Annotated in this window: 16 protein-coding genes and 1 pseudogene; 9 read left to right on the top strand and 8 right to left on the bottom strand. The window is 65.3% G+C overall.

Features of this window, described 5'->3' with window-relative positions:
- Positions 1–77 precede the first annotated feature (77 nt).
- The gene (locus tag PCE31107_RS10200; protein WP_130026037.1) at positions 78–812 is read right to left on the bottom strand and encodes an SDR family NAD(P)-dependent oxidoreductase; all 735 of its coding nucleotides are present in this window, start codon (positions 810–812) and stop codon (positions 78–80) included.
- A 145-nt stretch (positions 813–957) separates the two neighbouring features.
- Here PCE31107_RS10200 and PCE31107_RS10195 point away from each other — a divergent pair, with 145 nt between their 5' ends.
- Together PCE31107_RS10195 and PCE31107_RS10190 are read left to right on the top strand one after the other, a co-directional pair.
- A complete protein-coding gene (locus tag PCE31107_RS10195; protein ID WP_150608169.1) occupies positions 958–1,932 on the top strand; it encodes a LysR family transcriptional regulator in 975 nt (324 codons plus the stop codon).
- 61 nt (positions 1,933–1,993) lie between these two features.
- Entirely contained in the window at positions 1,994–3,289 is a 1,296-nt protein-coding gene (locus PCE31107_RS10190; RefSeq protein ID WP_150608167.1) for an MFS transporter, read from the top strand.
- Positions 3,290–3,313: 24 nt separating this feature from the next.
- On the opposite strand, the pseudogene PCE31107_RS10185 reads toward PCE31107_RS10190, so the two are convergent.
- A pseudogene (locus tag PCE31107_RS10185) lies at positions 3,314–4,021 on the bottom strand (LysR family transcriptional regulator); the annotation flags it as partial.
- Between the two features lie 189 nt (positions 4,022–4,210).
- Here PCE31107_RS10185 and PCE31107_RS10180 point away from each other — a divergent pair.
- The 7 genes from PCE31107_RS10180 to hutG all read left to right on the top strand — a co-directional run bounded on the left by PCE31107_RS10180 (position 4,211) and on the right by hutG (position 13,462).
- A complete protein-coding gene (locus PCE31107_RS10180; protein ID WP_174966612.1) occupies positions 4,211–5,368 on the top strand; it encodes a DSD1 family PLP-dependent enzyme in 1,158 nt (385 codons plus the stop codon).
- Positions 5,369–5,533: 165 nt separating this feature from the next.
- Complete coding sequence (gene hutC / locus PCE31107_RS10175; protein ID WP_150608165.1) at positions 5,534–6,289, top strand: histidine utilization transcriptional repressor HutC; 756 nt, start codon at positions 5,534–5,536, stop codon at positions 6,287–6,289.
- Between the two features lie 167 nt (positions 6,290–6,456).
- Entirely contained in the window at positions 6,457–8,136 is a 1,680-nt protein-coding gene (gene hutU, locus PCE31107_RS10170) for a urocanate hydratase (protein WP_150608163.1), read from the top strand.
- A 25-nt stretch (positions 8,137–8,161) separates the two neighbouring features.
- Complete coding sequence (hutH, locus tag PCE31107_RS10165; protein ID WP_217425195.1) at positions 8,162–9,727, top strand: histidine ammonia-lyase; 1,566 nt, start codon at positions 8,162–8,164, stop codon at positions 9,725–9,727.
- A gap of 141 nt (positions 9,728–9,868) precedes the next feature.
- Positions 9,869–11,248 (top strand): amino acid permease, encoded by a 1,380-nt coding sequence (locus PCE31107_RS10160; protein ID WP_150608159.1) that lies wholly within the window; start codon positions 9,869–9,871, stop codon positions 11,246–11,248.
- Between the two features lie 7 nt (positions 11,249–11,255).
- The gene (gene hutI / locus PCE31107_RS10155) at positions 11,256–12,473 is read left to right on the top strand and encodes an imidazolonepropionase (protein WP_150608157.1); all 1,218 of its coding nucleotides are present in this window, start codon (positions 11,256–11,258) and stop codon (positions 12,471–12,473) included.
- A 26-nt stretch (positions 12,474–12,499) separates the two neighbouring features.
- A complete protein-coding gene (gene hutG / locus PCE31107_RS10150) occupies positions 12,500–13,462 on the top strand; it encodes a formimidoylglutamase (RefSeq protein ID WP_150608155.1) in 963 nt (320 codons plus the stop codon).
- Between the two features lie 100 nt (positions 13,463–13,562).
- Here hutG and PCE31107_RS10145 read toward each other — a convergent pair whose 3' ends face one another.
- From PCE31107_RS10145 to PCE31107_RS10120, 6 genes are all read right to left on the bottom strand, one after another.
- Positions 13,563–14,972 carry an amino acid permease gene (locus tag PCE31107_RS10145; protein WP_150608153.1) on the bottom strand — a complete coding sequence of 470 codons (1,410 nt, stop codon included), beginning with the start codon at positions 14,970–14,972 and terminating at the stop codon, positions 13,563–13,565.
- Between the two features lie 30 nt (positions 14,973–15,002).
- Positions 15,003–16,331 carry a porin gene (locus PCE31107_RS10140; protein WP_150608151.1) on the bottom strand — a complete coding sequence of 443 codons (1,329 nt, stop codon included), beginning with the start codon at positions 16,329–16,331 and terminating at the stop codon, positions 15,003–15,005.
- A gap of 6 nt (positions 16,332–16,337) precedes the next feature.
- Complete coding sequence (locus tag PCE31107_RS10135) at positions 16,338–17,243, bottom strand: dihydrodipicolinate synthase family protein (protein WP_150608149.1); 906 nt, start codon at positions 17,241–17,243, stop codon at positions 16,338–16,340.
- 144 nt (positions 17,244–17,387) lie between these two features.
- Positions 17,388–18,332, bottom strand: coding sequence for an alpha/beta hydrolase (locus PCE31107_RS10130; protein WP_150608147.1), 945 nt, complete (start codon positions 18,330–18,332; stop codon positions 17,388–17,390).
- Positions 18,332–19,195: an ABC transporter ATP-binding protein gene (locus PCE31107_RS10125; RefSeq protein WP_130026050.1), complete on the bottom strand. Its 864-nt coding sequence runs from the start codon at positions 19,193–19,195 to the stop codon at positions 18,332–18,334. The genes PCE31107_RS10130 and PCE31107_RS10125 overlap by 1 nt, the downstream gene beginning before the upstream one ends.
- Positions 19,192–19,935 carry an ABC transporter permease gene (locus PCE31107_RS10120; protein WP_017232162.1) on the bottom strand — a complete coding sequence of 248 codons (744 nt, stop codon included), beginning with the start codon at positions 19,933–19,935 and terminating at the stop codon, positions 19,192–19,194. The genes PCE31107_RS10125 and PCE31107_RS10120 overlap by 4 nt, the downstream gene beginning before the upstream one ends.
- Between the last annotated feature and the right edge of the window lies 1 nt (position 19,936).

Here is a 19,936-nt window from a genome sequence, read left to right as displayed (position 1 = left end):
GACTCCTGAAGATGCCGCGGCCGGTGAATTCACCGAACCGCTGTGCCATGAACAACGAAGGCGAAGCGCCGTGTCGATCAGCGTCCGGCGCTGAAACCGCCGTCCACCGGAAGAATCGTCCCCGTCACATATTCGCTCTGCACGAGGTACTGCACCGCCCGCGCGATGTCCGATACATCAGCAATGCGTCCGAGCGGATGCATCTGCCCCAGCGCGTCGTGCGTTTCAGGAGCATGCATCGGCGTGTCCACGACCCCGGGGGCTACGGCGTTGACCGTTACACCGTAGGGCGCCAACTCAAGGGCCAATGCGCGCGTCGCCTGATTGAGCCCCCCCTTGAGCGCGGCAGCCATCAAGGCGGGAACACTCGAATGCGCCTGCAACGCGATCGACGCGGTCACGTTGACGATCGCGCCGCGACGGCGTTCGCTCATATGGCGCGCCGCCACCTGTGAAAAGTACAACGCGCCCTTCAGGTTCGTGGCGATCTGCTCGTCGATCTCGTCCGGCGTGAAATCCACAAACGGCTTCGCCGTGAAGATGCCCGCGTTATTGACGAGCACATCGACGTGACCGAACGCCTCAATGGCGCGTGCGAAGGCCGCTTCGGCCACCTTGGGGTCACCCACATCGCCCGCGACCGGCAGGAATCGCTCGCCCACCCCGAGCGCCGTGCGCGCCGCGTCGAGCCGAGCGCTGCTCCGCCCAGTCCCCACGACGTTGAAACCCTCCTTCAGGAAAGCTTCCGCCAACCCGAGGCCGATGCCACTTGAGGCACCCGTGATAATGGCCGTGCGTTCCGAATGGTTCATGATGTCTATCCTCAACTTGAAGTGGCCTGCCGGGACGGCGGATCATCCACACGCCCCGCGGGTTGAGCACCACTCTATTCGTGAATGAAGACGCGAAAAACACATCCGGATACACTTGTCTTTTTACATGATGTAAAGAATCGATATGCAGCGGCAATTCGGCGACATCCTGCTTGGCAGCATAGAGTTGTTCTGTCTGGCCGCCGAAGCGGGCAGCTTCACGGCGGCGGCGAACCTGGCGGGGGTGACGCCGGCCGCCGTCAGCCGGTCGATCGCCCGTCTCGAGCAACGCCTCGGGGTACGTCTCTTTGTCCGCTCGACAAGGCGCATCCGTCTGACCGAAAGCGGTAGCACGTACTACGACGAATGCCGATCCGCCCTTGGCATGCTCTCCGAAGCCGAGCACCGTGTCTCTGGCGCCCAGTCGCAGCCGTCCGGCACCCTGCGTATCAGTGTGCCGACGACCTACGCGCACTATCGACTGCTGCCGCTGCTGCCCACGTTCCAGGCGCAATATCCGCGCATCAAGGTGCACGTGCACGTGAGCAACCGAAACGTCGACCTTCACGAGGAGCGCTTCGACTTCGCCATCCGCTTTCGCGCCCAGCCCGAGTCGAGTATGGTGGCGCGCCCGCTCGAAGACGCCGCACTCGTCGTCGTCGCCCACCCGAATTACCTGAATCGCGTGGGAACACCGCGAACCCTCGACGACTTGGCCGAGCACGACTGCATCGAATTTGACCTGCCGAGCACGGGGCGAGCGATACCGTGGCTGTTCCGCGAGGCGGGCCGCGACATCGAGCATGCCGTGGATGGCAACTTTCGTTGCAGTGACGATGTGCTCTCGGGCGTCACACTCGCGAAAGCCGGTGCCGGGCTGTTCCAGACTTACCGCTTCATCGTTGAGGAAGATCTGGCGGCCGCGCGTCTGGTCGAGGTGCTGGCCGCTTACGGGGGACGCTCGCGCCCGGTGAGTTTGATGTACCCCCACGGCAAGACATTGCCGTCTCGCGCCCGCGTCTTCATCGATTTCTTGCTGCAAACGTTGGCGCATTCGTCCGCGCCTCGTAACACTGACTTCCGCACGGCGGCCATTCCAGCGCCGCGGGGCTCGGACTAGACTCGGCAGTAGCGCCGCCCCCCGGTTACCCACGAACACATTGCACAATGCAGAGGTTGCTGTGAAGCCCCCCGCCGAGTCGTCCCAATCCGTCAGTGCCGATACCGCCAACGCCACCCATACCGCCAGTTACACCGACCGTCATGCCCGGTACTGGCATCGTAATCTGGTCATTGGTGTGTTTGGGTCATTTACCACGCTGGTCAGCTTGAGCATGCTGTTGCCGTTCCTGCCACTCTATGTCCAGCAGCTTGGCGTTGCCTCGGAGTCCGCCGTCATTCAATGGTCGGGCGTCGCGTTCAGCGCAACGTTTCTCGGCACCGCCGTGACCGCCCCCCTCTGGGGCCACCTCGCGGACCGTTTTGGCCGCAAGCCGATGCTCATCCGCGCAGCCGTCGGCATGGCCATCGTGATGTCGCTCATCGGCGTCGCGCACAATGTCTACCAACTCGTGGGGCTGCGTCTGATCGCCGGGCTGATCGGTGGCTATGCGTCGGCGGCGACGGTGATGGTGGGGACACAGGCACCGCGCGAACGCGCAGGTTGGGCACTCGGCGTCCTGTCGACGGGCGCCCTCGCGGGTAGTCTGGTCGGGCCGCTGGTCGGCGGAATGTTGCCACCGCTATTGGGTATTCGCGGCACTTTCTTCTCCGGCGGCGCGATGATTGCGGTCACGGCACTGCTGACGATTTTCGGGGTTCGCGAAGACTTCGATGCGTCGCGCGACGGCAAACGCCACGCTCCATCAGGGACGCGCACCCACGATCATTCGCCTCGCGCCGGAAACATAGCGGCCATTCTGGCGACGGCCATGATGGTATTGCTGGCGAACATGTCCATCGAGCCGATCATTACGGTCTACATCGCGAAATTGGGCGTTGACAGCGCGCATCTCACGCGGGTCGCCGGCGTCGTCATGGCAAGCTCGGCGCTGGGTAGCATTCTCACGGCAGCGCGCTTGGGCGCGCTCGCGGACCGCGTCGGGAGTTGGCGCGTCATCGTTGGATGCCTTATCGCGACGGCACTGGTGATGGTGCCGCAAGCGTTCGTCACCACTTGGTGGCAATTGGCCGCACTGCGTGTGCTCATGGGCATGACGCTCGCGGGACTGCTGCCCGCCATCGGCAAACTCGCCCGTCACTCGGTTGGCGAGCGCCACACCGGCAAGATGCTCGGCTATCTTCAGTCGGCACAATTCAGCGGCCAGGTGATCGGGCCCGTCGTCGGTGGCCAGATCGCCGTCGCGTTCGGATTGCCGTCGGTGTTTTTCATGACGGCGCTGTTACTCCTTGCTTGCAGTGTGTTGGCGAACGGCGCGCGGACCCGAAGTGCCGAACGCGCCCATCGACTCGCCTGAGGGCGGGAGCGACACACGGGCTGCCGGAGCACCCAACGCGTCCTCCAGAAACGCTATCAACGCCTGAAGCCGTGCAGTCGGCCCTCGCCGCGTGGGCACCAGCAAGATGACCGGCGCACTGTCGAACGCCCAGTCCGCCAACACGCGCACGAACTTGCCCGACGCGACCGACTCGCGGGTATCCCACTCCGAGCGCAAGACCAGACCCAGCCCCTGCTCCGCCCATTCGCGTGCCACGCTGCCATCGTTGCTCGTGTAGGCAGGTGCGACGCGAACACTGTTGCGCGTCGATGCGCGCCGGGTTGACGAAGCCGACGAGGCAGACGACGTCGCCCGGCGATGAAAGCGCCACACCGTCACGTCCTCGTCGTTCTCGCGAATGCAAACGCAACGATGCTGCAGCAACGCGGGCGCCACGTGGTGACGGCCATAGCCGAACGGGGCCGCCACCCGTAGCGTGCCGGTCAGGCGCGTGTCCTCACGACGGAACGATTCGCTCAGCGCATCGAGCTGCGCGAGCAACGCCGAACCCTCGCGCCAGCCGTTCCCCCTCGGCGGTCAGGCGCAACTGACGCGACGTGCGCGTGGCAAGCGCAGCCCCAGTGTGGCTTCCAGCTTTCGCAGCCTCGCCGACAATGCGGGTGGCGTGAAGTTGAGCAGGCTTGCCGCCGCACTGAGCGACGCCGACTGCGCGAGCGCTTCGACCAGACGCAGGTCCTCGATCTGAATCATTCACTTGAGCTTAATGTTTGATGTTGCGACATTTAACGGCGAGGCCCCCTATCGTTCCTACACTACCTGCTTCGACGACGACGCCTTACCAATCCACCACTCTGCCACCGCGCCACCGTGCTATCCCGCGCACGCGCGACGCCGTTGGCCTGTGCCCGTGCCCGTCCCCACCGCCAGAGACACCGCACCATGACCGCCAAAGCCGCCCTTCCCCCGACCTCGTTGCCCATGCTCGACACACCGGCCGCCGTGATCGACGTGCCCCGCATGCGGCACAACATTCGTCGCATGCAGTCCCGCATGGACACGCTTGGCGTACGCCTGCGTCCCCACGTCAAGACCAGCAAGTGCGTGGAGGTGGCCCGTGCACAGATCGAAGCGGGGGCCGCGGGCATCACCGTCTCCACCCTCAAGGAAGCCGCCCGCTTCTTCGACGATGGCGTGACCGACATCCTCTATGCCGTGGGGATGGTCGCGAGCAAGCTGCCGGCCGCCCTCGCCTTGCGACGCCGCGGCTGCGACCTGAAGATCCTCACGGACAGCCTCGCATCGGCGCAGGCAATCGTGGCGTTCGGTGCCGAGTTCGGCGAGACATTCGACGTGTGGATCGAGATCGACACCGATGGTCACCGATCGGGCATCGCGCCCGACGACGATGCGCTGCTTGACGTGGCGCGCGTGCTGCATGACGGCGGTGCGGCGCTGGGCGGCGTGATGACGCATGCCGGATCCAGCTATGACGTCGACACGCCCGAAGCACTCGCCGCCATCGCCGAGCAGGAGCGCGCCGGCTGCGTGCGCGCCGCCACGCGTTTGCGCGATGCCGGGCTGCCGTGCCCCGTGGTCAGCGTCGGCTCGACGCCGACCGCCCTCACCGCCGCGCATCTCGACGGCGTGACCGAAGTGCGTGCAGGCGTGTACGTGTTCTTCGATCTCGTCATGCATAACATCGGCGTGTGCACGACCGACGAACTGGCATTGAGCGTGCTCACGACCGTGATCGGGCATCAGCCCGAGAAAGGCTGGGCCATTGTCGATGCCGGCTGGATGGCCATGAGCCGCGACCGCGGCACACAAAAGCAGAAGCGCGATTTCGGCTACGGACAGGTGTGCCGCATCGACGGCAGCCTCCTCCCTGGGTATCGGTTGAGCGGTGCCAATCAGGAACACGGCATTCTGTCGCGCGAAGGCGAGCCGGACCTCGGCATCGTCGCGCGATTCCCTATCGGCACTCTGTTGCGCATACTGCCGAATCACGCCTGTGCCACCGGGGCGCAATTCCCCGAATACCACGCCATCGCTCCAGATCGCGAGCTGGCAGTCTGGTCGAGATTGCACGGTTGGTGAGCGGATTCGTCTCGCTTCGCGGTGGGTCGCAGTGCATCTTTGGCGCGGCCTCGCCTTGACCGATGCCGTACGCAGCGGGTCGCGTTTTTTCTCCTTCGCAGCGGGCGATTGGCTTATGCTTCAGGCTTTCCCACCCGCACGTCAGTGACCGGAGAAGCCATCAAGGTGCCACGTCAATCTGCCCAACCGACTGTCGAAACGCTCAACGAACAAGGGCCGGCACCGCGTTATCTGCAACTCAAGCAGTTCATTTGCCGTCAGATCGACAGTGGCGCCTGGCCGCCGCATCACCGCATTCCGTCGGAAAACGAGTTGGTCGAGTTCTCGGGCGTAAGTCGCATGACGGTCAATCGCGCGCTGCGAGAACTTAGCGCCGAGGGGCGTCTCGTACGCATGCAGGGCGTCGGCACGTTCGTGGCCGAGCCGAAATCGCACTCCCCGCTGCTGGCCGTCAACAATATCGCGGACGAAATCGCCGAGCATGGCCATCGCCATCGCGCCGAAGTGAAGCTGCTGCGCGAAGAACTCGCTGGCCCCGAACGCGCGCTTGCGATGGACCTGCAGGAGCGCGAAACGCTGTTCCACTCGGTGATCGTTCACTACCAGGACAACGTGCCGGTGCAGATCGAGGATCGCTGCGTCAATCCCACGCTCGCGCCACACTACCTCGAACAAGACTTCACCCAACTGACGCCCAACGCCTATCTGCAGCGACTCTCGCCGCTCACGTCGGGCGAGCATGTGGTCGAAGCCGTGACAGCCACCCCCGAAGAAGCGCAACTGCTGCACATCGCACGCACGGAACCGTGCCTGCTCATCCGTCGGCGCACGTGGACGGGCAAGCGCGTGGTCTCCGTTGCACGGCTGCTGCACCCCGGTTCTCGCCACCGACTGGAAGGCCGTTTCGGCGCGACCGAATAAGCGAGCGGCAAGCCAACGATCAGCCGGCGCCGGCGCATCGGGCCCGAGCATCCCCCTCAAGCCCCCTCCTCCTGGCTCACAGAAGTACGTAAAAACCCTAGTTCACGGTAACTTGTATATACAATACTGTACAAGTCATTCTCCGCTCCGAATTAGAGGAACACGTTGTGAGTCAAGTCACCCGATACCGCGATGTCACGATCCGCGCCCCGCGCGGCACGCAGCTCAATGCCCGTAGCTGGCTCACCGAAGCCCCGCTGCGCATGCTCATGAACAATCTGGACCCGGACGTCGCCGAGAACCCGAACGCGCTCGTTGTGTACGGCGGCATCGGCCGCGCCGCCCGCAACTGGGAGTGCTACGACAGGATCGTCGAAACGCTCAAGACGCTGGGTGACGATGAGACGCTGCTCGTGCAGTCGGGCAAGCCGGTGGGCGTGTTCAAGACGCATGCCGACGCGCCGCGCGTGCTCATCGCCAACTCGAATCTGGTACCGCACTGGGCGACGTGGGAACATTTCAACGAACTCGACGCCAAGGGGCTGGCCATGTACGGCCAGATGACCGCCGGCTCGTGGATCTACATCGGTAGTCAGGGCATCGTGCAAGGCACTTACGAGACCTTCGTCGAAGCCGGCCGCCAGCACTACAACGGCAATCTGACGGGCCGCTGGGTGCTCACCGCCGGCCTGGGCGGCATGGGCGGCGCGCAGCCGCTGGCCGCTACGCTGGCCGGCGCTTGCTCGCTGAACATCGAGTGCCAGCAGACCAGCATCGACTTCCGTCTGCGCACGCGCTACGTCGACGAGCAAGCCAAGGATCTCGACGACGCCCTCGCGCGCATCGCCAAATACACCGCGGCCGGTCAGGCCGTGTCCATCGCCCTGTGCGGCAATGCGGCCGAAATTCTGCCGGAACTGGTGCGCCGTGGCGTGCGTCCGGACATGGTCACCGATCAGACCAGCGCCCACGATCCGCTCAACGGCTATCTGCCGATCGGCTGGACCTGGGACGACTACCGCGAACGCGCCCGCACCAGACCCGCCGAAGTCGTCAAGGCCGCGAAGCAGTCGATGGCGGTGCACGTCAAGGCCATGCTCGACTTCCAGGCGATGGGCGTGCCGACCTTCGACTACGGCAACAACATCCGCCAGATGGCCAAGGAGGAAGGCGTCGAGAACGCCTTCGATTTCCCCGGCTTCGTACCCGCCTATATCCGTCCGCTCTTCTGCCGTGGCGTCGGGCCGTTCCGCTGGGTCGCGCTGTCGGGCGATCCGGAAGACATCTACAAGACGGACGCGAAGGTCAAGGCGCTGATTCCCGACGACGCGCACCTGCACCGATGGCTCGACATGGCGCGCGAGCGCATCAGCTTCCAGGGCCTGCCCGCACGGATCTGCTGGGTCGGGCTGGGGCTGCGCGCGAAGCTCGGATTGGCCTTCAATGAAATGGTACGCTCAGGAGAACTCTCGGCACCGGTCGTGATCGGCCGCGACCACCTGGATTCAGGATCGGTCGCCAGCCCCAACCGTGAAACGGAAGCCATGCGCGACGGTTCGGACGCCGTGTCCGACTGGCCGCTGCTTAACGCCCTGCTCAACACCGCAAGCGGCGCGACCTGGGTGTCGTTGCATCACGGTGGCGGCGTCGGCATGGGCTTTTCGCAGCACTCGGGCGTGGTGATCGTGTGCGATGGCACCGACGCCGCTGCCGCGCGCATCGCGCGTGTGCTGAACAACGATCCGGCGACGGGCGTCATGCGCCACGCCGATGCCGGCTATGACATCGCCGTGGAATGCGCGCGCGAGCACGGCCTGAACCTGCCCATGCTGGGCACCTCGAAATAAGCAAGACAAGCCACACCCCCCGAATATGTCGAATCAAGGAAATCCGTCCATGGCAAAACTGTTTGTGACGCCCGGCACGCTCACGCTGACGCAGCTGCGCGACGTCTACCAGAACCCGACCACCGTCACGCTCGACGAGTCCGCCTATGCGGCCATCGACAACAGCGTGGCTTGCGTGGAAAGCATCGTCGCCGAAGGCCGCACGGCTTACGGCATCAACACCGGCTTCGGTCTGCTCGCCACGACGCGCATCGCCAAAGACGATCTCGAAAACCTGCAACGCTCGCTCGTGCTCTCGCACGCCGCCGGCGTGGGCGCGCCGCTCGACGACGCGCTCGTGCGCCTGATCATGTTGCTCAAGATCAACAGCCTGGCGCGGGGCTTCTCGGGCATTCGCCGTAAAGTCATCGATGCGCTCGTCACGCTGGTGAACGCCGAGGTGTATCCGCGTATCCCGCTCAAGGGCTCGGTCGGCGCCTCCGGCGATCTCGCCCCGCTCGCTCACATGTCGCTGCTGTTGCTGGGCGAGGGCGAAGCGCGTTATCGCGGCCAGTGGATGAGCGCTCGCGAGGCCCTTGCCGTGGCCGGGCTCGAGCCGCTCACGCTCGCCGCCAAGGAGGGCCTGGCGCTGCTCAATGGCACGCAGGTCTCGACGGCCTATGCACTGCGTGGCCTATTCGAAGCGGAAGACATGTTCGCGGCCGCCAGCGTTTGCGGCGCCCTGACGGTCGAAGCCATGCTCGGCTCGCGCGCCCCGTTCGATGCCCGCATTCATGCCGCTCGCGGCCAGCGTGGCCAGATCGATGCCGCAGCGCTCTATCGTCATCTGCTCGGCGAGACCAGCGAGGTCGGCGAATCGCATGCGCATTGCGAAAAGGTGCAAGACCCCTACTCGCTGCGCTGCCAGCCGCAAGTCATGGGCGCGTGTCTCACGCAGATCCGTCAGGCGGCCGAGGTGCTCGCCGTCGAAGCGAATGCGGTGTCGGACAACCCGCTCGTGTTCTGGGAACAGGGCGACGTGATCTCCGGCGGCAACTTCCACGCCGAGCCGGTCGCCATGGCCGCGGACAACCTCGCGCTGGCGCTGGCCGAAATCGGCGCGCTGAGCGAGCGTCGCATCTCCCTGATGATGGACAAGCACATGTCGCAATTGCCCGCGTTTCTCGTGGCCAACGGCGGCGTGAACTCCGGTTTCATGATCGCGCAGGTGACGGCCGCCGCACTCGCCTCCGAGAACAAGGCATTGGCACATCCGGCCAGTGTCGACAGTCTGCCGACCTCGGCCAACCAGGAAGATCATGTGTCGATGGCCCCCAACGCCGGCAAGCGGCTTTGGGAGATGGCCGATAACGTCAAGGGGATTATCGCGATCGAATGGCTTAGCGCCTGCCAGGGGCTGGACTTCCGCGAGGGGGTCAAGTCGACCCCGGCACTTGAGCGCGCGCGCGCTCTCCTGCGCCAGTCGGTTCCGTTCTACGATAAGGACCGCTATTTTGCGCCCGACATCGAGGGAGCCAGCGCGTTGATCGCCCAGCGGCAGCTCAGTGCGCTGGTGCCGTCAGGCACGTTGCCTAGCGCGCCGGTCATTTAAATCGCACAGGCCTCTTCCCCCGCCGGGGCGAAGCGAACTGCGATTCGCGCCACCGGCGGTCGGGGACAGGGCTGCCCGTCCCCCCGCATCCCCTTGCCGCCCGCGATCGCGGGCTGGCTCATCACGCATTCAGGAGACAGCTTGAAAAACCTGCAACGCAATCTGAGCGCGCGGCACATCCGCTTTCTGGCGCTCGGCTCCGCCATCGGCACGGGCCTGTTCTACGGCTCGGCGTCCGCCATCCAACTGGCCGGTCCGGCCGTCATCCTGGCCTATGTTCTGGGCGGCGCCGCCGTGTACATGGTGATGCGCGCGCTGGGCGAGATGGTCGTGCGCCAGCCCGTCTCCGGCTCGTTCGGCCGCTATGCGAGCGACAACCTTGGCCCCCTGGCGGGGTTTCTCACGGGCTGGACCTACATTCTGGAGATGGTCATCGTCTGTCTCGCGGACGTGACCGCGTTCGGCATCTATTTGGGCTTCTGGTTCCCGGACGTGCCGCAATGGGTCTGGGTGCTTGGCATCGTGATGCTGATCTGCGGGCTGAATCTGTGCAACGTGAAGGTGTACGGGGAGATGGAATTCTGGCTGGCGCTGGTGAAGATTCTCGCCATCGTCGCGATGATCGTGGGGGGCGGTGTGATTCTGTTCGCGGGCGTGCAACTCCATAGCGAGCATGCCCCTGCGGTAAGCAATCTCTGGTCGCACGGCGGTTTCCTGCCCAATGGCTGGGGCGGACTCGTGGCGTCGCTGGCCGTGGTGATGTTCGCCTACGGCGGGATCGAGATCATCGGCATTACCGGCGGGGAGGCCAAGAATCCGGAAACCGTGATCCCGCGCGCCATCAACGCCGTGCCGATGCGCATTCTGCTGTTCTACGTGTTGACGATGTGTGTGCTCATGGCGATCTTCCCGTGGACCGGCATTGGCAGCCAGGGCAGTCCGTTCGTGCAGATCTTTTCGGGGCTGGGCATCAAGTCCGCCGCCGCCGTCCTCAATGTGATCGTGATTTCCGCCGCCATCTCGGCCATCAACAGCAACATTTTCGGCGCGGGCCGCATGATGTTCGGCATGGCCGAACACGGTCAGGCGCCGGCCGCGTTCTCGGCGACGTCGCGTCATGGCGTGCCGTGGGTCACGGTGCTGGTGATGACGGCCGCGCTGCTCGGCGGTGTGGTGCTCAACTACCTGATCCCGGAAGGCGTGTTCCTGATCATTGCGTCGATTGCCACGTTTGCCACCGTGTGGGTTTGGCTGATGATCCTGCTCTCGCAGGTGGCGATGCGCCGTCGCCTGTCTGCCACGGAAGTCGCCGCGCTCAAGTTCAAGGTGCCGCTGTGGCCGGTCGGTCCGGCGCTGGCCATCGCGTTCATGCTGTTCGTGATCGGGGTGCTGGGCTATATGGAGGACACCCGTGTTGCGTTGTATGTCGGTGCCGGCTGGATCGTGCTGATGTCGGTGGCCTATCAGTTCGGCGTGAAACCCAAGGAAGCGCAGGTGCGCGGCCCAATGAGCCTGGAATGAGCCTCTCATGAAACGGACCTACTGGAAGAACTGTCACGTCGCGACCATGCGCGACGGCCGTTATCACGCCATCGAAGATGCCGCGATCGTCACATGCGGCAAGCATATCGAGTGGGTCGGCGCGCGCAGCGAGCGCTCGGCCTCGGGCACCGACGCGTGCGTCGATCTGCAAGGGGCGTGGGTCACGCCCGGCCTGATCGATTGCCATACGCATCTGGTGTTTGGCGGCAACCGCAGCCTCGAATTCGAGCAACGGTTGCAGGGGGTGAGCTACGCGGACATCTCCGCCGCCGGCGGCGGCATCAAGCACACGGTGCGGCACACCCGCGACGCCACCGAGGACGCGCTCTTCGAATCGGCGCGCAAACGGTTGCTTGCCTTGATGCGCGACGGCGTCACCACGGTGGAGATCAAGTCGGGCTACGGCCTCGATCTGAACAGCGAGCGCAAGATGCTGCGCGTGGCACGTCGCCTCGGCGAGGCGTTGCCGGTCACGGTGAAGACCACATGCCTGGCCGCGCACACGGTGCCTGCGGAATTCGCGGGCAAGGCGGACGAGTACGTGAATTACGTCTGCAATGACATCCTGCCCAAGCTCGCGGAGGAGCATCTGGTCGATGCGGTCGATGCCTTTTGCGAGACCATTGCCTTCTCACCGTCGCAGGTGATGCGCGTGCTGCTGCGCGCGCAGAAACTGAAGCTGCCGGTGAAGCTGCACGCCGAGCAACTCTCGCCGCTCGGCGGCGCAAGTCTTGCGGCCGAGATGGGTGCCCTGTCGGCGGATCATCTGGAATATATGAGCGCTGACGATGCCGCCGCGATGGGACGCGCGGGCACGGTTGCCGTTCTGCTGCCGGGCGCGTTCCACATGTTGCAGGAGACGCGTCGCCCACCGGTGGATCTGCTGCGTCGTCACGGCGTCGACATCGCGGTGGCGTCGGATCTGAACCCGGGCACGTCGCCCGCGCTCTCGCTACGCTTGATGCTCAACATGGCCTGCACGCTGTTCGGACTCACCCCGGAAGAAGCACTGGCGGGCGTTACGCGCAATGCGGCCAAAGCCCTCGGCATGCTCGGCACGCACGGCACTCTCGAAGCCGGGAAGACGGCGGACTTCGTGGCGTGGGAAATCGATCGACCGGCAGAACTCGCCTACTGGCTGGGCGGCGAGTTGCCGTCTCGGACCGTACGCCACGGCCAGTGGCGCGACCTGACCTCGGTTTGATCCCGCACGGCGCACAGGAGACTTGCATGGCAATTCAATGGCAATCGGTGACCGGCGATTCCCCGGTCTGGCGCGGTCGCACGGATACCGGCGAGCGCGGCGACACGCGCCGGCTGTTCAACGTCGTGCGCGAGATCGATGCGCGCACTGACGCGGCAGCGGGCGGCGCGCCCGTGCTGCTCGGCTTCGCCTGCGATGCAGGCGTCAAACGCAACCAGGGACGCGTTGGCGCCGTTGAGGGTCCGCAAGCGATCCGTCAGGCGCTGGCGAACCTGCCCGCCCACGACATCGCGTGCCTGTTCGATGCCGGCGATATCCCATGTGATGGCGATGATCTCGAGGCGGCCCAAGCAGCACTGGCCGACGCGGTACGCCATCAGCTCGATGCCGGGGCGCAACCGGTGGTGCTGGGCGGCGGTCACGAAATTGCGTGGGGCACGTGGCAAGGACTGCGCGCGCATCTCGATGCGACGGGCGACCGCTCGCGCCTGTTGATCCTGAATCTCGACGCCCATTTCGATCTGCGCACGGCGCGCCCAGGCTCGTCGGGCACGCCGTTCGATCAGATCGCGCAGACCTGCGAAGCGGCCGGACTTCCGTTCGACTACGCATGTCTGGGTGTCAGCCGGTTGAGCAATACAGCATCGCTGTTCGACCGCGCGCGCGAGTTGAACGTGATTCACGTGGAAGACACCGAAATGCAAGAGCGGCATCTGGAGGCGCGTCTCGCACAGATTGACGCATGGATTGCCGACGTCTCACATGTCTATCTGACGATCGATCTCGATGTGCTTCCGGCGCCAGTCATGCCAGGGGTATCCGCCCCCGCCGCGTATGGCGTGCCAATGTCCGTTGTCGAAGCCATCGTCACGCACGTACGCCGATCAGGCAAACTGCGCGTGGCCGACCTGGCCGAATACAACCCGCGCTTTGACCCGCAAGGCGCAGGGGCTCGCGTCGCCGCCCGCCTCGCTTATCGTCTGCTCTGAGGGCAACGCCACGGTCGTTCCCGGGGCGCGGATCGTGTCCCGGCAAAGCGATCAGTCGAAGGCGTGCGCACCGGACGGAAAAAAAGCGCGCCGTGCGACTTCACTGCTTCGGCCCCTGCGTATGCATGGCAGCGGCGGGGGTATCTCCGCGATACCAGACCGCATAGATCACTGACAACGCCACGACAAACGGAACGCCGTAGACCAGCGTCAGGCGGAATTCGTCGGTGAAATAGGTGGTCACGAGTGTCGCCAGCATGAGCAGCGCGCCCGCCAGACTCGCATACGGATAGCCCCACATGCGAAAGCTCAGCGACGCTGCCTCGTGCGCACGGCGGAAGTACAGGTGCGTGACGAAGATCATCAGCCACGTGAACATCGCGCCGAACATCGACACGGACATCATCAGCGTGAACGACGCCCGCGGCACGAACACGTTGAGCGCGACCGCCAGCCCGATGCCGATGGTCGAGAGCATGAGCGCCGCGACCGGTACGCCGTTACGACTCACCTCGCCGAACCGGCGCGGCGCGTACCCCGCCCGCGACAGGCTGAACATCATGCGCGTGGTGATGTAGAGCTGACTGTTCATCGCGGAGAGCGCGGCCACCAGAATCACCAGGTTGATCACCCCCGCCGCGCCCGGGATATGCGTCGCGGCCATCACCTTGACGAACGGACTGCCGTCTTCACCCGCCGCGCTCCACGGCACGATGGCAAGCGTCAATGCGAGCGTGAGCAGATAGAAGAACACCAGACGGAACATCGTCGCCCGGAAGGCGCGCGTGATCGCCCGCTGCGGATCCTGCGCCTCGCCGGCGGCCACGGCAATCATCTCGATGCTCAGGTAGCTGAAGATCGACACGATCACCGCGACCCACATCCCCCATCCCCCCCTCGGGAAGAATCCGCCGTGCGACGTGTAGTTGGCCAACCCGATACCGCTGTCCACCGGCGCCCGAAACACCACATAGGCCCCGAGCATCAGGAACACGACAATGGCCGCGATCTTGAGCATCGAAAATCCGTACTCGACCGCGCCAAACACCTTCACGCTCGCCGCATTGATGCCGATCAGGCCCGCCGAGAAGCCGACGATCCAGTACCAGCCGGGCACCGCCGGGAACCAGTACTTCATGTAAACAGCGATGGCCGTGACCTCGGTGCCGACCGCGAACACGATCGACGACCAGTAGCCGTAACGCACGAGAAACCCCGCCAGCGGCCCGATGTAGTGCTCGGCATAGGCGCCGAATGACCCGGACGTCGGGTGCGCCACGGTCATCTCCGCCAGACACCCCATCAGCAACAGCGCAATCAAGCCGCCGATCGCATAGCTCACCAGCACGCTCGGCCCGGCAAAGCCAATGGCGAACGCACTGCCCAGAAAGAGGCCGGTGCCAATCGCACCGCCAATGGCAATCATCGACAATTGCCCACTGCTCAGGCCGCGATGCAGCCCCTTTTCTCGCTCGACAATGCTGTCGAAGCTCGCTTGTGTCGTCTTCAATTTCGTCTCCTGTGAGTCGGATGGTGCTGTTCAAAAGCTGTGTTCGATGCCGAAGCCGATGCCCCGGTAGTGCGCGCCCGGCGGTGCGCTTGCGCCGTTCGCGCCGAGCGTCGGACGCGGCGAGACGCCGTAGCGGCCCCAAGCGCGATTGATGACCTGGTAGTACGCGACGTACACGTCCGTGCGCCGTGAAAAGTCGTAGCGATAGCCAAGATTGAGCTGCGTCGCGCCAAGCCCGTCGGTACTGCACGATGCACCGCCCGTGCGTGAACACGCGCCGTTCGTCGCATAGCCGCCGCCGAGCCAGACCGAGTGACGGCCACCGCCAAACCAGTGCTGGACCATGGCGTAGAACGCATCGCGCCGGTAGCGGTTGAGATTGCCGACCGTGCCGTCGTCCGTGCGGTAGGTGAGCCGATCCCAGCCCGCGACCCACTTGGTTTGCGCGTAGGTGAAGACGACAAGCACCTTGTGCGCGTCGTCGCGCGACCCCGTGGCGTGCGATCCGACATTGGACGGATTGGCGGACGACGGCGCGCCGAGCCATGCCAGCCCGAAGTAGTCCTTGTGCAGCGCGTACGCGTAACGCACGCGCAGCGGGCCGTTCAGATACTCCAGTCCGGCCCCGAACACCTGTGGCGAGATCTCGCCCGCCGGCGTGACGACCTTGCTGTTCGACGGCGAGTACGAGAACCGCAGTTGCAACCCGGCCCACGTCGGTGTCCAGTACTGAAGACTGTTGCCCTGCCGCCGGTTGAACGTGGCATCGACCGCACTACCCACCCGCCCCGATTGCGTCGTCGTGTTAGGCACATTGAATCCGGGATTGCTCAGGATCGTGCTCAGGTCGCCGGTGTATGGATTGCGCACCGGCGAGCCGACCGCGAGCGTCGACCATTGATACGGCGTGTCCCAGTTGCCCAGAAACGCCGTACCGAACGGCCCGCTCAGGCCCACATTCGTATTGCGTCCCGCGATCGTGCCGGTGGATTTTCCGTCGAGCGCGACAGGTGTCTCGATCTGCCAGATCGCGGCATACCCGTCGCCAAGATCTTCCTTGCCGCGCAGGCCGAAGTACGAAATGCTCGACAGCATGCGCGCACCGCTCGCCGTCGGCGCATTGATGGCCCCCGACGGCGCCTGGGTCGGACGCGGCGCAGACGCGCTCGCCTGACGCCCGCTCACACTGACCCAATCGGTCATCGGCGTGAGGTGGCCGTAGACCTGCACCTGAGCGTGCGACACCTCGCAAGCGCCCGGACCCAGCGCCAACGCAAGGCTCCATGCCGCCGCCAGCCGCGTGGTCCCGACACACCGCCAGCCACGACGTGCCCCTCGATACCGTAACGTGCCGCGCATGTCCGCTTACCCTGCCAACGTGAAACCGCAAGCGGACAACTGCGCGTGCAGCCGTACGTGTTGGTCGCTCGTCAGTTGCGTAAGCGGCGCGCGCACTCGCGCCCACGCCGGATCGTCACGCTGCGAGGCCAGCACCGCCTTGAGCGCCGGAATCATCGGGAACGACTGCACGATGCCGCGAACGACGTCAGCCTGTGCCTGAAGCGCTGCACCGCCATCGTCCGCCCACTCGCGACACAAGCGCCCGATCATCGGCGCATTGATGTTGACCGTCGCGGAAATGCAGCCTTTCGCGCCCTTGGCCGACGCGCGCGACACCAGCGACTCAGATGCCGGGAAGATGCCGAAGCCGGGGAAGGCGTCGAGCATCGCGCTCAGGTGAGTCCAATCACCCGAGCTGTCCTTGATGCCAACCACGGTCTGCGGGAAGTCGCGCCTGAGCCGCTCGATCACCGGCAGCGTGATGGGCACGCCCGAGAGCGCCGGAATGTGATACAGGTACAGCCGCAAACGTGCATCGTTCACCTGATCGATCACGCGGGCGTAGTAGTCGTACACGCCATCGTCGGTGACACCTTTGTAGAAAAACGGCGGCAGCATGAGCACCCCCGCGCATCCTCGCTCGATCGCATGACGCGTGAGCGTGACGGTCTCGGGCAACGAACAGCAGCCGGTGCCGGGCAGCATGCGCCGCACGTCAAGGCCGTTGTCGACCAGATGATCGAGCAACGCCATGCGCTCGCGGGCGTCGAGAGAATTCGCTTCGCTGTTCGTACCAAACGGGGCCAGGCCCACGTCGTGCGAGAGCAACCATTCGCAATGCGCGAGAAAACGGGGGGCATCCGGCGTCATATCCGCCTGAAACGGCGTGACGACGGGCGCAAACGCCCCGGTCAATTCATGATCGACCATGACAGTTCCTTGAGGGAGGGAGAGATGAACGACGCTGCCTGCGCCGAGAGCCGCCTGTTCGCTGCTGATCCGCCGCCGATTCGATCAACGGTTCAAGGGCTCAACGGCGCAATGGCTCACCGGCGCAGGCAGGCGCGGACCGCATCAGGGCGATGGGTCGATGTCGTGCAGGAAGTGCAGGATTTCGCGACCGAGCGACTCGTCGCCGGAATCGAGATGCGCAACCACCGACGTATGGTTGTGGTCGCGCACCTGTAGCCAGCGCGGCGCGCGGGCGTCGCGCTTGGCCAACCGATGACAGAACTCAAGCGCGTAGGTGTCGAGATGGGGATTTTCGAACTCCGCCACGACGGTCATCACGGGCACCGGCATCGCTTCGGCATGCGCCATCGGCGCGTCGGCCTCGTGGCGTGCAGGCGCGTCGCCGTAATACGCCACCACACCGGGGGCATTCGGATTGTCGGGCAGCACGTCCGCACGCAGTCGCGCGCTGATGAGCACGGTCCCCGCCACCTCGGGCTGCGCCGGCCGCACCCGCGGATCGCACAGATAGCTGGCCACGTGCGAGCCGCCGGCCGAATGGCCGATCAACAGCATGCGCCTCACGTCGGCCCCACCCTCGCCCGCATACTCGCCGATATGTTCGCGCACCCAGCGCACCGCGGCGCCCACGTCCTGCGCGCCGCCCGGGAACGGCGCCTCGGGCGCGAGCCGATACTCCACGTTGACCGCCACGCACCCGTGACGCGCGAAGTATCGGGGCACGTTGCCGTAGATCTGCGCATTGGCGTTCATGTCGCCGCGAACGAATCCGCCGCCATGCACGAAGACGACGACCGGCGCAGGCTCGCGCAAACGCGACGCCGGCCGATAGACGTCAAGCCGATGCCGCGCATGCGGGCCATAGGCCAGATCACGCACGACGGTGTACGCGTCGGTCGACGCCTGCGCGAGCAGCGGCGTGTAGGTCTCCAGCACGAGGCGCCGTCCGGCAGCGATATCGTCGGCCCAGCGCGGCCCGAGCGCGCGCATGCGCGCTCGGGCTCGCGCCCATCCGTCTGCCGTCGCCGCAATCGTCTGCGCGGTCATCAATAGACCCCCATCAGCTGCGAGAGCTGCGCGACATACCCCGCGTAACGCGGGTGCTGCTTGATCGTCTGCGGCGAGCGCGGACGCGGCAGATCGATCACGACTTCCTGCTGGACCTTACCCGGACGCGCCGACATCACGATCACGCGATCCGACAGGAACACCGCCTCCTCGATGCTGTGCGTGACGAGCAACACCGTTTGCCGGTGCTCCTGCCAGATGCGCAGCAGTTCGACGTTCAGGTTGTCGCGCGTGAGGGCGTCGAGCGCACCGAACGGCTCGTCCATGAGCAGCACTTTCGGTTCGAGCGCCAGGATCTGGCCGATCGACGCGCGCTGGCGCATGCCGCCGGACAACTCGTGCGGATGATGATCGGCGAACTGGGCGAGCCCCAGCATCTCCAGCAGCGCCGCCACGCGCGGCTCGCTCTTGGCTTTCGGGATCTTGCGCAGACGCGTGCCGAGCAGCAGGTTTTGCCGCACCGTGAGCCACGGCAACATATTGCTCGTCTGGAACACCACGCCGATCTCGGGGGCGGGCCGCGTCACGCGCTGGCCCGCCACCCGCACCTCGCCGCCGTCGTGCGGCACAAGGCCGGCAACGATGCGCAGCAGCGTGCTCTTGCCGCAACCGCTCGCGCCGAGAATCGACACGAACTCGCGATTCGCAATCGAGAGCGATACGTCGTCGAGTATCTTCACCGGTGAGGCCTTGCGCTGCTTGGCGGCGAAGGTCTTGTCGATGTGGCGCACTTCGATCATCGCGTCCTGGACCTGCGCGGCGCCCGCCGGTGCCACTTTCGTGTCGCCGGCGGGGCGCGACGGCGCGGGGAACGGCGTCACCGTAGTCGTCGAGATAGTCATACGTTGATCCCTCGCCACCAGACAAAGCGCGCCAGACGCTCGATCACCCAGTAGAGCACCACCGCCAGCAGCGTCACCATGAGGATGGCCGCGAACATGACGTCGGTGCGCGCCGCCGCCGACGCGAACACGATCAGATGCCCCAGCCCCGCTTCCGAGCCGATGAACTCGCCCACGATCGCGCCGATCACCGCGAGCGGCATGGCGATCTTCAGCCCATCGGCGAACGCGGGCAGCGCCGCCGGCAGGTACAGGCGCCAGAAGGTGTCCCACGGGCTCGCGCCCAACGCGCGGAAGTGCTCGTCGAGGTTGCGCGCGACACTGGCGAGTCCGCCCATGGTCGCCACGACGACCGGGAAGAACGCGAACAGGAAGGTCGACGCCAGCTTCGACGCAAACCCATATCCGAACCAAACGATCATCAGCGGCGCGAGCGCGATCTTCGGCATGCTCTGCAAGGCGGTGACGAGCGGGTACAGCGTGCGACGCGCAAACGCGCTGTAGCTGATGACGACGCCAATCACGAGCCCACCCGCCACTGCCGCCACGAAGCCGGTCAGCACTTCGACCGTCGTGATCCAGGTGTCCTCCAGCATTTGCGGATGCACTTCCCAGGCCGCGCGAAAGATCGCCGACGGCGGCGGCATCAAGTACGACTGCACCTTGAAGTACGTCACGGCCAATTCCCACAGGGCGAGCAGCACGCCCCAAAATACGATCGTCTGTGCGATGCGTTTCATT

This window comes from Pandoraea cepalis (assembly GCF_902459625.1).
GTDB lineage: Bacteria > Pseudomonadota > Gammaproteobacteria > Burkholderiales > Burkholderiaceae > Pandoraea > Pandoraea cepalis.
The sequence above is the reverse complement of the archived record's forward strand: the minus strand, read 5'-3'. Positions and strand labels throughout refer to the sequence as shown.